The organism is Nevskia sp. (assembly GCF_021732705.1).
Classification (GTDB): Bacteria; Pseudomonadota; Gammaproteobacteria; order Nevskiales; family Nevskiaceae; genus Nevskia.
Genome location: NZ_JAKFUM010000024.1, coordinates 21,261 through 33,759 on the forward strand (window position 1 = coordinate 21,261; position 12,499 = coordinate 33,759).

At 64.9% G+C, this 12,499-nt stretch carries 10 protein-coding genes and 1 pseudogene; 3 read left to right on the plus strand and 8 right to left on the minus strand.

Annotated elements, in window-relative coordinates; all coding sequences use genetic code 11:
- Positions 1–16: 16 nt before the first annotated feature.
- The 6 genes and pseudogenes from QZ951_RS19825 to QZ951_RS19850 form a co-directional block, all read right to left on the minus strand.
- Positions 17–2,101: a DUF1302 family protein gene (locus QZ951_RS19825; protein WP_293003760.1), complete on the minus strand. Its 2,085-nt coding sequence runs from the start codon at positions 2,099–2,101 to the stop codon at positions 17–19.
- Between the two features lie 93 nt (positions 2,102–2,194).
- A complete protein-coding gene (locus QZ951_RS19830) occupies positions 2,195–3,190 on the minus strand; it encodes a hypothetical protein (RefSeq protein ID WP_293003762.1) in 996 nt (331 codons plus the stop codon).
- Positions 3,191–3,260: 70 nt separating this feature from the next.
- A pseudogene (locus QZ951_RS19835) lies at positions 3,261–4,652 on the minus strand (DUF1329 domain-containing protein).
- Positions 4,653–5,298: 646 nt separating this feature from the next.
- Positions 5,299–5,946: a 3-oxoacid CoA-transferase subunit B gene (locus QZ951_RS19840; RefSeq protein ID WP_293003764.1), complete on the minus strand. Its 648-nt coding sequence runs from the start codon at positions 5,944–5,946 to the stop codon at positions 5,299–5,301.
- A complete protein-coding gene (locus QZ951_RS19845) occupies positions 5,946–6,683 on the minus strand; it encodes a CoA transferase subunit A (RefSeq protein ID WP_293003766.1) in 738 nt (245 codons plus the stop codon). The genes QZ951_RS19840 and QZ951_RS19845 overlap by 1 nt, the downstream gene beginning before the upstream one ends.
- An 82-nt stretch (positions 6,684–6,765) precedes the next feature.
- Entirely contained in the window at positions 6,766–7,623 is an 858-nt protein-coding gene (locus tag QZ951_RS19850) for a CoA ester lyase (RefSeq protein WP_293003768.1), read from the minus strand.
- 322 nt (positions 7,624–7,945) lie between these two features.
- Here QZ951_RS19850 and QZ951_RS19855 point away from each other — a divergent pair, with 322 nt between their 5' ends.
- From QZ951_RS19855 to QZ951_RS19865, 3 genes are all read left to right on the plus strand, one after another.
- Positions 7,946–9,328, plus strand: coding sequence for a 3-oxoacyl-[acyl-carrier-protein] synthase III C-terminal domain-containing protein (locus QZ951_RS19855; protein WP_293003770.1), 1,383 nt, complete (start codon positions 7,946–7,948; stop codon positions 9,326–9,328).
- A gap of 26 nt (positions 9,329–9,354) precedes the next feature.
- Positions 9,355–10,551, plus strand: coding sequence for an acetyl-CoA acetyltransferase (locus QZ951_RS19860; protein ID WP_293003797.1), 1,197 nt, complete (start codon positions 9,355–9,357; stop codon positions 10,549–10,551).
- Between the two features lie 207 nt (positions 10,552–10,758).
- The gene (locus QZ951_RS19865; RefSeq protein ID WP_293003799.1) at positions 10,759–11,355 is read left to right on the plus strand and encodes a MarR family transcriptional regulator; all 597 of its coding nucleotides are present in this window, start codon (positions 10,759–10,761) and stop codon (positions 11,353–11,355) included.
- Between the two features lie 84 nt (positions 11,356–11,439).
- Here the strand turns inward: QZ951_RS19865 and QZ951_RS19870 are convergent, their stop codons facing one another.
- Both QZ951_RS19870 and QZ951_RS19875 read right to left on the minus strand, forming a co-directional pair.
- Positions 11,440–12,192, minus strand: a complete 753-nt coding sequence (locus QZ951_RS19870) for a hypothetical protein (protein ID WP_293003801.1) — start codon at positions 12,190–12,192, stop codon at positions 11,440–11,442.
- A 122-nt stretch (positions 12,193–12,314) separates the two neighbouring features.
- Positions 12,315–12,499: FAD-binding protein (locus QZ951_RS19875; RefSeq protein WP_292999357.1), on the minus strand; the 185-nt coding region annotated here is incomplete at its 5' end.

The window sequence follows — 12,499 nt, forward strand, 5'->3', positions numbered from 1 at the left end:
CCGTCACGCAATGCGCTCAGAACTGGAAGCCGAGACGGATCCCGATTTCATCAGCAAAGCTCACCGTCGACAGCAGCGTGTTGTTCGGGTTGGCGCCGAACAGATGGCCGTTGACGTAGTTGTAGAACAGGTTGACCGTCAGGTTGCCCTGCGGCTTCCACTGCACCGCCGGCTGCACCAGGATGCTGCCGCGCGGGTCGATCAGCGTTGCGGCACTGACTTCCCAGATGTAGTTCGGGAACGGCTGCAGGAATGCCAGCGCGACGTAATGCGCACCGGTCACGCCATCCGGCAGCTGTGGCTGCGTGCCCTGGCCACCGATGAACGACGGCAGCGGATTCGAGCCCGGACGACCACCGTAGCCGCGCAGGCTGCGGCCGACGAGGTCGGTCTTGCTCTGGTACAGGTACTGGGCCAGCAGGTAGGTGGCCGGGAAGTCGGTCGAGAAGCGCTGGTACTTTTCCAGCACCAGTGCGCCGACGAACTCCTCGGTTTTGTAGATCCGCTGGGACAGGTCGTCACCGCCCGAGAACGCCGTCGCCTTGCTCGGCGTGTAGCTGCCTTCCAGGTTGATGATCAGCTGGTCGAAGATCGAGCCCGGCTCCGCTTCGGTGACATAGGTGCCGCCGAGGCCGACGAGCGTTTCCGGCACGTAGATGCGCTCGATGTGACCGTGCAGACCATCGCCGGCGATGAAGAACGCATCCAGCTGATTGTTGGCAGCCTGCGTGTTGTCGACCGGCTGTGCCAGCAGCTGCTGCGACGCAGCGAAATCGTTGATCGCCGAGTTCAGCGCCTTGACCGGATTCACGCGGACGGCGGGTGCGTAGTAGAACCATTCCTCGGCCGAGAACACGCCGGCCGGTGCCACTTCGAACGGCGTGTTGGCGAGGATCGGTCCGCAGCCCTGCCCGCCCGTGCCGAGCACGAGGTTGCAGTACTGGTTGAAGGCAGCGCCGAGCGCATTGTCGTTCGGAAGCGCCTGATTCACGTCCGAGCGCGTCCAGCGGAACGTGCCCAGCGGGTTGAAGCGCCGGATGGCGAACGCCTGCAACGCGTAGTTGCCGAAGTCGCCCTTCACGCGCAGACCGTAGTTGATCTCGTTGTCGTAGCCGTACTGCGAGTAGCGATCGCGAATCGTGAACTGCGACGGGATGATGTTGTACGGCGTGTTCGGGTTCGGCAGCACGCTCGGCTGGAACTTCTGAACGAAGGCATCGGCAACGATCTGGTCCGTCGCCTGCCAGGTCAGACGACCACCGAGTGCGGATGCGCGTTCGTCCGCGTATTCCTCGATGGCGCGGTCAAGAATCAGGTGACGGCGAAGATCGAGACCATTGGCTGCGTCGAACACGCGGAAGAACAGCGCCTGTCCCCACGCGACCGTCTGGTTGCCGATGCGCAAGGTCAGCGGACCCTGCTGGTACTGCGCAAAGAACGCCGGAAGATCGACCAGGTAGTTGCGACCCGAGAATTCGAGCGGAACCGGGTTGGAGTTGCCTTCGACGCGATAGCCGAAGTAGTTCGGCTTGACGCTGTAATTGGAATTCAGACCGCCCTTGATGCCGCCGTTCTTGAACCGGTAGGCCGCCGGGTCGAAGTCGACATAGCCTGCGCCGCCCGGGTCGTACAGCGCGCGGATACGCGTGATGATGCTGAAGTTGCCCCAGGCAAGCGTCGGCGTCGCTTCGAAACGCAGCGCGTGGTAGTTCACGAACGAATGCTCGTTCGGCACGCCGTCACGATTGGAATCCGAACTGGTGATGCCGTTGGCCGGCACGCGGATCTGGATCGGCAGGCCATCAAGACCCAGGCCGTCGTAGATGGCCTGACCCGGCGCCAGCGGCATCTGGAACCCGCCGACCGGGTTGCCGGCCACGCGCCGAATGGTCTGGCCGTTGAACTTGTAGGCGTTCTGGTTCCAGTAGTTGTCGTCGCTCGTGGTCTTGACCGCGGCTTCGAGCCTCAGGAAGCCGTTGTACGAGAAATCCGCACCAAGAAACTTGGTGCCGGCGCCGCCTGCCGCCTGCGCCCCGGCGCTGGCAAACATCGACACGCCCGCTGCAATGGCACCACAGGTCTTCATTTTGAGTTTTTTCATCACGATTTCCCCTCGCACGTTCGTGTTGCGATCTGTTGGCTTTTTGACTGCAGTGCCGGCCCCCCGGCACTCCATTGACGACACGGCAGGCCGTCAGCCCTTGATTTGAATGATGCGTCCCGCGTGTCCAACCGCCATGATGCGACCGGAGCCGCGCTCCGTCCGCACAGCCTGATACCAGTCCGTGGTGGTGTCGCCTTCCTCGATCGGCGACCAGTCGATGCCGCCGTTGCCGCTTCTCATCATCACGCGCATGCCGGTGATGACGACCTTGCCACCCGGTGCCGAGGTGACGCCGAGGAAGTTCGACTGTGTCTTGGCGCGATTGCGGAACCAGCTGTCGCCGCCGTTGGTCGAGATCAAGACCTCGCCGGCCTGCCCCACGGCGTAGCTGTTGCCGAGCGGCGAGTCCGACAGATGCATCGCGAACAGGGTCGGCGTGCCGGCCTTCAGCGGATTCAGCACGCGCCACTGATCGGAGCCGGCGTCCTGGCGCAGGATCACGCCGAATTCGCCGGCAACGGTGATGTCGCCACGCTCGCTGACGTGGACGCTGTAGATATGCGGTTCGGCCGTGCCCGGCTGATCAGGGTCGGCGTAATCGGTCCACACCGGGGCCGCCTGCGCCCAGGTCTGGCCGCCATCGGTCGACTTGATCACGAGGCCGAATTCGCCCCCGGCGACCGCCAGCCCGGATGAGTTGACGCTGACCGACAGCAGCCGCCCTTCAACGCCGGTGTCGGCCTTCTTCCACTGGCCTGGGGCGGTCTCGATGATGGCGACGCCGAGCTGCCCGACCGCGATCGTGTGGCTGCCGCGACGTTCGACGGCGAGCAGCGCGAGCTCGGTGGCGTCCTGCTTGACCGGCGTCCACGTCGCACCGCCGTCGCCCGTGGTCAGCACCGAGCCACCGATGCCCACCGCGACGCCGGTGCCTGCATCGAAACTGATCCCGAACAGTGCCGAGTGCGGGATGCCAGACGTGATCGTCTGGATGTATTGCCCCTCCGGCGTACCGGCCGCAAGGGACGTGTTGGCCGCCATGCTCAGTACAAGCCCGCACAGCAGCGTGGAAATCGTCGATTTCACAGCATTCTCCGGAAATCGCTCCGACCGGCGCCTGACGCCGGCCGGAGCGACAAAGGTCACGCGGTCGTGTTCAAACCGTACCGAGGCGGGCGATGGCAGCCTGCGTCAGGAACTTTTCGTACACGGCGTTTTCGTCCGGGTTGTAGTAGTTGCTGGAGTAACCACCGGAAATCTGCTTCACGTGGTTCAGCAGCGACATGCGGTTCGACTGGATGTCGTGGATGTGCACCGAGGTCCACGACCAGTGCGGATGGCCGGTTTCGTCCTTGTTGACGAACTTGCCCTGCACCTGCGGGCCAAACGCCGGGTCGACCTGCTTCCAGATGTTGCCGCGACGGTCGTACGTGATGTACGCGATGACCATCGCGTTGCGGGTGTCGACCCAGATCTTCTTCTTGCCGACCGGCGCGCGCGGGTAGCCCGTCGGCTCCGATTCGATCACGACGCACTCCGGAACGAGTTCCATCGTGTAGTCCATGAAGGTCTGGCCCTTGGCGCCGCCGTGGCGCTTCTGGTTTTCCCAGTTCGGGTGCTCTTCACCGCGGAAGTTGCCGCCGAGGGCTGCCAGATGCGGCTCGCGGCCGACGATCTTGGTGTTGCCCCAGGTGCGCATCGGGTCGCCGGCCGCCCAGGCATCGGACAGGAACAGCGTGATGCCCGGAACCAGCGGCTCGAAGCGCTGGTTCGCCGGGAACTGGCGAACGCGACGGAACTACGGCAGGTAGCCGTAGATGTCCGGGAACTTGCGCTGGTCGTAGTACCACGGCACGAGGAACGAGGCGCCGGCCTGCTCCTGCGGCGAGGTGAAGAACACGGACTGGTAACGCAGCATGTCCGTCTTGTTCTTGAAGTACTTTTCCTTGCCGGTGCGCGCGGTGGCGTTCAGCTCGGTCCAGTAGAAGTCGTAGGTGTAGGCCGGCGTGCCGTCCGGGTTGATGTCGAAGTCGCGAACGGCGTACTGCGACAGGTCGTGACGACCCCAGCTCAGGGTGAGGTTGGCGATGCCTTCGTCGCCCGTCTTGATGTCCGGGAACGGGTTGCCGCCGATCCACGGGCCGCCGGTGGCGGCTTCGACCACGTTGCCGGTCTCGTCGAACTTGGCCTTGCCATAGTTCTTCAGCGTGGCTTCCATGTAGGCGTGCGGGAACATCTCGGAGATGTTCTTGGTCGGCGCGCGAATCTTGAACTTGCGGCCCAGCTCGCTGACCTGCTTGTAGAAGATCGGATCGAGCAGGTGCTTGACGTGTTCGACGTTGGCGGCGGTGATTTCATCGCCAACCTTGATCTTGCCCTTGGTGTTGACCTCGATCGACGTGACTTCGTCCGGGTAGGCCTTGGTCACTTCGCCGGTCGCCGCGATCGTCGGCCACACCGGAGCCAGCACGCCGCCGCCCAGACCGAGTGCGACGTTCTGCATCATCTTTCGACGGGAGTAGTCGAAATCATACTTTCTGATATGCATCGGTTTTTCCTCCAGAATGAATTACAGCGTTTGGCTTGACGGGGTCGCGTCGCCCAGTTCGCGCCACCGTACGATTTGTCATGGGTGCGGCAGCGTCCCCAACCTTAGGTACGGTCAAAGGTTGGGGACGGGACGCAGCCCGGCTTGGGCTCGCGTCGTCGGTACGGAGGAATGCGGCGCACCGTCACCGGGCGCTCACGTTTCGGAAGTCAGGAATGCTGCGCCGCGTCATCGATCAGCGAAAACACTGTGATCGCAGCGACACGCTGCGACGCAAGGGCTCTCGCCCGACGGCTATCGGCTACAGACGTCATCGTTGGACTCCTCGGTCTATGAGCGCCCCGCAAGCGCATTGCCGCTTCAGTCCGCGTCGACCTGCCCGTCCGTCGACTTCGTGACTGCCCTGCAACCTGATGCCGCGACCCGCCGCGAGTCGGGGTTCATCGATCAGCGCATCCCACGTTGGTGCCGCGACGCGCTCACTCGCCAATGGCGAGGATCAGCGTTGCTGTTTAACCGTATGGTGCCATATCAGGTGCAACTTGCAAGCTGAACGGCTTGAAAGGTCATGTAATGGATTGCGGCTGTTGCGGTGCATCATTGATGACTGCACCGCAGCATTCACGCCATCGTGAAACCGGCCGGATCAGCCCTGCAGCGCGACCCGGAAATCGGCTTCCGTGGCCTGCCGCAATTCGTCGAGCGTGACGCCCGGTGCCATCTCGGTCAGCACCGCGCCGCCGCCGCGACGGTCGATCTCGAACACGGCGAGATCGGTGATCAGCAGGTCGACCACGCCCTTGCCGGTCAGCGGCAGCGAGCACGCCTTCTTGAACTTCGAATCGCCACCCTTTTCGCGGTGGTCCATGACCACGACCACCCTCGGCACACCGGCGACGAGGTCCATCGCCCCGCCCATGCCCTTGATCATCTTGCCGGGCACCATCCAGTTCGCGAGGTCGCCCTTTTCCGACACCTGCATGCCGCCGAGGATCGACAACTGGATGTGGCCGCCGCGAATCATGCCGAACGAGTCGGCGCTGCTGAAATAGCTGGTCTGCGGCAGTTCGGTGATGGTCTGTTTGCCGGCGTTGATCAGGTCGGCATCCTGCTCGCCCTCGTACGGAAACGGACCCATGCCGAGCATGCCGTTCTCGCTCTGCAGCGTGACGGTCATGCCGTCAGGAATCATGTTGGCCACCAGCGTCGGAATCCCGATGCCGAGGTTGACGTAGTAGCCGTCGCGCAGTTCCTTTGCGGCGCGAGCCGCCATCTCATCGCGAGTCCAGGCCATTACTGGTTCCCCCCTTCGGTCGCGCGCGGTCGGGTGGTGACGCGCTCGATGTGCTTGACGTAGTTCGTGCCCTTCACGAGGCGCTGCACGAAGATGCCCGGCGTGTGGATCTGGTTCGGGTCGAGTTCGCCCGGCTGCACGATCTCCTCGACTTCGGCGATGGTGATGCGGCCGGCGGTGGCGATCATCGGATTGAAGTTGCGTGCGGTCTTGCGGTAGACGAGGTTGCCCTCGGTATCCGCCTTCCAGGCCTTGACCAGCGAGATGTCGGCCGTCAGGCCGGTTTCCATCACGTACCAGTCGAGCGTGCCGTCCGGATTCGGGAACTGCCGCGTTTCCTTGCCCTCGGCGACCTTGGTGCCGTAGCCGGTGCGCGTGTAGAACGCCGGGATGCCGGCGCCACCGGCGCGGATGCGCTCGGCCAACGTGCCCTGCGGGTTGAATTCGATCTCGATCTCGCCGCTCATGTAGCGCTGTTCGAGGATCTTGTTCTCGCCGACGTAGCTGGCCAACACCTTCTTGATCTGGTTGTTGGCCAGCACCAGCCACATGCCATGGTGGTCGCAGCCGACATTGTTGCCGATCACGGTCAGGTTCTTCGCACCCGAATCACGGAGGGCCACGATCAGGTTTTCAGGGATGCCGCAAAGGCCGAAGCCGCCGGACATGACGGTCATGCCGTCGAAGGTGATGCCGGCCAGCGCACTGGCAGCATCCGGATAGATTTTTCGGGACATCGATCGACGAACTCCTCGGTTGCAGATGGTCGGCGTCTGGCGCCGTCTTTGTTCGGTAGCGGGGACGACGCGCCGGCCTGCCTCAGGCCGCTGCGGCGGCGAGCAGGCGGCGGGCCGACTTCAGATGCGGGATGTCGAGCATCTGGCCATCGAGCGACACGGCCCCGGCGCCGCTTTCGAAAGCCGCGATGACGCGTCGCGCATGCGCCACTTCGGCCTCGCTCGGCGTGAATGCGGCATTGATCACCGGCACCTGATCCGGGTGGATCGCGATCTTGCCGGTGAAGCCGTCATACCGCGCCTGCTCGCTGTTCTGGCGGCAGCCGTCGACGTTCCGGAAGTCGACGTACACCGTATCGAGCGCCTCGATGCCGAGCGCATGCGCCGCCAGCAGGCATTGCAGGCGGGCGTGCTCGTAGACCGGGCGCCAGCGGCCATCCGGCTGACGCGGGTTGCCGGCGCCGAGCGCCGCACTCAAGTCTTCGCCGCCCCACATCAGTGCCCTCAGACGCGGCAGGCTGCGGGTGACCAGTTCGCCCATGCGCAGCACCGCGGCCGGGGTTTCGGTACAGACCGCGATGATGCCGATCGAACCCGCTGCCAGCCCGGCCTGGGTCTCGGCCATGTCCAGATAGTGGCTGACGGTTTCGACATCTTCCGGGCCGCGGATCTTCGGCAGCACGATGCCGACCGGCGCCGACACGACGACCGCCGCCAGATCGCGCAGCAGTTCGCCAGAGGCCAGATCGTTGACCCGGATCCAGACCTCGCTCTTGCCGGCATAGGTCTTCAGATAGTCGACGAGCAGGGTCCGGGCGACAGGCTTGCGTTCCGGCATCACGGCGTCTTCGAGATCGAAGACGAGCGCGTCGGCCCCACAGCTGATGGCCTTGGCGAGCTTGCGCTCGTTGTCGGCCGGCACGAACAGAATCGATCTCATGGGTGTGACAGTCTTCCAGGGTCAGGTCGGGCCGCAGGTCGGTGAGCGCCGGGCGATCGGCCCGAGACAGCGACGGGACCGCGATCATCGCCCGCCACACCGGTTGAATGAAGGGGCAGACGACCGGCGTGTTTTCGGCAGTCGCCGATTTCCTATTATCGTATGGTACCGTATTATTATCTCGTGACAACCGCGCGAAGCGACTGCAGGCTGCGCCTCGGTCACCACCGACTTTCCCCGCACGATCAAGGCTCGGAGACACCGTTTGACTCGCCATTCGAAAGGCATCGTTTCCTACGGTGCATACATCCCGAGGCTGAGGATGAGCCGGGCCGCGATCGCAGACGCGCATGCCTGGGCATTGCCCGGCCTGAAAGGGCAGGCCAAGGGCGAGCGCGCCCTGTGCAGCTGGGATGAGGACACCATCACCCTTGCCGTTGCCGCCGCCCGCGACTGCCTGCGCGACAATGGCCGCAACGCGCCGCGCAGCCTCACCCTGGCGTCGGTCACGCCGCCGTTTGCCGATCTGCAGAACGCGGTGATCGTCGCCAGCGCGCTGGACCTGTCGACCTCCACGGTTTGTTCGGATGCCGGCGGCGCGACCCGTGCCGGCCTGACCGCATTGGCGCAGTCGCTGGAATCGTCCGCCGAAGGCGATGCGCTGGTGATCGCCGCCGACCGCCGCTCGGCCAAGCCGGGCTCGATGCAGGAACTGCAGTTCGGGGCCGGTGCCGCCGCGCTGCAGGTCGGCGACGAGGGTGCGATGGCGAACTATCTGGGCCGCGAGTCGGTGTCGCACCTGTTCGTCGATCACTTTCGCGCCACCGGCGAGAAGCACGATTACTACTGGGAAGAGCGCTGGATCCGCGACGAAGGCGTGGCCAAGGTCGTGCCGGCGGCGATCCAGCGGCTGCTGACGCGCCTCGATCGAAGTGCTGACTCGGTGCAATGGTTCGGTCTGGCCGGCGCGCCGGGCGGCAGCGACAAGCTGGTCGCGAAGACGCTCGGCATCGCGCCGGAAAAGGTCATCCCGGACCTTGCCGCCAACGTTGGCGACTGCGGCAGTGCCCACGCGCCGCTGCAACTCGTGCACGCGCTGGAAAACGCGAGGCCGGGCGATCTGATCATCGTCGCGGCCTTCGGTCAGGGTGTCGAAGTGCTGGCGTTTGAAATGAATGCCGTCAGCCGTCGCCCGGCGCTTGGTCTGGCCGGTGCGATCGCCGCCCGGACTCCGGAAACCGCGTATCTGAAGATGGCCTCGTTCGAAGGCGAGATCGACCTCGACTGGGGCATGCGCGCCGAAGCGGACGTCAAGGCGGCGCTGACCCAGCAGTATCGGTCGTCCGACCAGATCAACGCTTTCGTCGGCGGCCAGTGCCGGACTTGCGGCACGGCGCAGTTTCCGCGGCTGCCGAACTGCGTGAAATGCGGCGCGCATGACAGTCAGACGCCGTTCCCGTTCGCCGACCAGCGTGGGGTGGTCGCGACCTACAGCGCCGACTGGCTGCAGTTCTATCTGGCGCCGCCGCTGTATGTCGGCCTCGTCCAGTTCGATGTCGGTGCCCGCCTGCTGATGGAGATCGTCGAAGTCGGCGCCGCCGGCATCGACGTCGGCACGCCGCTGTCGATGCAGTTCCGGATCAAGGCGCGCGACCGCAAGCGGCACTACAGCCGCTATTTCTGGAAAGCGGTGCCGATCCGCTGACCGGCCCGGACCCTCACGAGAAGATCATGGCAACAGGCATCAAGGACAAGGTCGCAATCCTCGGCATGGGCTGCTCGAAGTTCGGCGAGCGCTGGGATGTCGGCAGCGAGCAGCTGATCAGCGAGGCGTTCAACGAAGCGCTGGCCGACGCCGGCATCGAGCGCCGGCAGATCGAAGCCGCGTGGTTCGGCTCCGCACTCGATTCGGTCAATGTCGGCAATTCGGCGATCCCGCTGGCCACGGCACTGCGCCTGCAGGGCATTCCGGTCAGCCGGGTCGAGAACATGTGCGCCACCGGCACCGAAGCGCTGCGCGGCGCGGCCTACGCGGTGGCCAGCGGCGCGGTCGACATCGCGCTCGCGGTCGGGGTCGAGAAGCTCAAGGACACCGGCTACGGCGGCCTGCCGGTACCGGGCAAGGGCACCCTGAACGATCTATGGATGCCGTACTGCTCCGCCCCCGCCGGTTTCGCCCAGCTCGCCGCCGGGTATCGCGCGAAGTATCGGCTGGATCGCGACACGCTGAAGAAAGCGCTGGCGCACGTCTCGTTCAAGAGCCACCAGAACGGCGTCAAGAGTCCGAAGGCGCATCTGCGCAAGGCGGTCAGCCTGGACACCATCCTCAATGCGCCGCTGATCGCCGAACCGCTCGGCGTGTTCGACTGCTGCGGCGTCAGCGACGGCGCGGCCGTCGCCATCGTCACCACGCCGGAAATCGCGAAGGCGCTGGGCAAGCACGATCGGGTGACGATCAAGGCGCTGCAGCTGGCCTCGAGCAGCGGCATCGAATCCGGCACCGGCGACTGGGATGGCAGCAATGTGCCGAACACCCGCAGCGCCGCGGCCGCCGCGTACAAGGAAGCCGGCATCACCGATCCGCGCCGGCAGCTGAGCCAGATCGAGGTCCACGACTGCTTCTCGATCACCGAGCTGGTGACGATGGAAGACCTCGGCCTGTCCGCCGACGGCGAAGCCTGGCGCGACGTGCTCGACGGGGTCTACGACGCCGATGGCGAAGTGCCGTGCCAGATCGACGGCGGCCTGAAGTGCTTCGGCCACCCGATCGGCGCCACCGGCCTGCGCATGGTCTACGAACACTACCTGCAGCTGCTCGGCCGTGCCGGCGAACGCCAGTTGAAAAACCCGACGCTCGGCCTCAGCCATAATCTGGGCGGCGTACCCTACAACGGCGTCGCCGCGATCAGCATCGTCGGCCTGCTGTGATCCAACGGGCAGGGCGCGATCCGTCTGGGCTGGACGCGTCAAACGCCGTGCCCATGGTCGGGTACCGTACAGTCACTGTGCACTGATTCACGTCAGAATTCCGGCGTGGAATCGTTCGTGCATGGAACTCGGTATACGAACGGCCATGGCCGCGATAATCTAAAAAACGACACGAGCGAGTGTCCGTTTTCATTGACAGGATCAAACATGGCAGCGACGCGGGCCACGACCAGCAGGGTCGCCAAAGTCACCAAAGCCATTGCCGAAGCGCGTGGCACCGACGATCTGTCGATGGCCCGCGGCGCCCGTCCGAGCGAGATCGACATCATCCCGTCGGAACTCGATGACAGTGCGCGCGAAGGCATCCGGCTGAGCTTTTTGATCCACGATGTGTCGCGGATGCGCCGCAGCGCCTACGACACCTTCATGAAACCGTTGGGCGTGACCCGTGCGCAATGGTGGGTGCTGGCGCATCTGTCGCGTCACGACGGCATGATGCAGACGCAGCTGGCGGATGTGCTTGAAGTCGGCAAGGCCAGCCTCGGCGATGTCATCGAGAGTCTGGAGTCCGCGGGCTGGGTCACGCGCCGCCCGGACCCGAACGACAAGCGCGCCAAGCGCGTCTATCTGACCCGGCCTGCCCAAGGGCTGATCAAGCGGATGACGGCGCTGGAAGTCGAGTTCAACCAGCAGGTGCTGGCCGACCTGTCGACCGACGAGCGCGTGGCGCTGTTCAACGCGCTGTTGAAGGTCAAGCAGTCGATCGCCCGCATCACGGCGCCGAAGGCCGCGTCGCCCGAGTGAATCGCGATGCGCCGTGGCCGTCGATCACGGCCACGGCGAACATCATCGGTTGACGCGGATCGGGCTGGACTGCCTCGCGCCGGCTCAGGCCGGCATCGACGACGGCAAGCCGCCTCGCGCCAGCGCCACGCGCTCACCGGCTTCCTCGCGCACCAGTTCCTGGTGCATGTACCAAGTGGTGCCGATCAGGTACGTCCCCCAGACCACCATCGGCACGTAGAAGCCGAGCAAGCCATCGTAGGCAAACGGCCCGCTCTTGAAGAACGCCGGGCCGGCCGCGGTGATCAGGCTGGCGGCGCCCGCAAGCGTCAGCCACGAGAACCAGCGCGGAATCATCGGCACTTCGCGGGTGTCCTGGAACTCGACGACGGCGGTGGCGATCATCTCGATCGCGAGATAGATCCAGCCGAGCAGGAACGCGAACCACGACCAGTCGTACCAGGCCTGGATCACGTCGCCGCTGGTCTCGACGCGGTAGGCGCAGACGATCCAGGCGCAGGCGTTGAAGAAGATGATCAGCGAGATGAAGATGCCGCAGACGCCGGCGGTGATCGACCACAGCGGATAGCGGCCTTCGATCTTCGACAGCATGATGCCGAACTGGATCGAGCCCGGCGTCAGCAGGCCGGCGGCGATGTAGAAGATCGTGCAGCCGATGATCGTGCCCCAGCGATGCTCTTCGGTGAACCACTGCTTCGCCGTTTCCGCGCTCACGTCCCCCGGCAGCGGCGCATAGAAATGCGCGATGCCGAGCCAGCCAACGACCGTCAGCGCGGCAAAAATCCACGTGCACCACAACCCCACTTTCTGCGATGCGATGCTGGCCTGCTTCTGCATGACGACTCCTCCCGTGCGATGTCGACTTCGCAGTCCGCGACGACTGCCCCGAGCCGGCTGATATTTTCAGGCTGCGGCGTCCGGCATCGCCACCGCGCTGTTTCCTGCGTGACGCCTGGCCCTCAGGCCTTCGCTTCGAGTTCCGGCACCAGGGTGAACAGGTCGCCGACGAGGCCGTAATCGGCCACTTCGAAGATCGGGGCTTCCGGGTCCTTGTTGATGGCGACGATGGTGCGGGCATCCTTGATGCCGGCCAGATGCTGGATCGCGCCCGAGATGCCGATCGCGAAATACAGTTCCGGCGCGA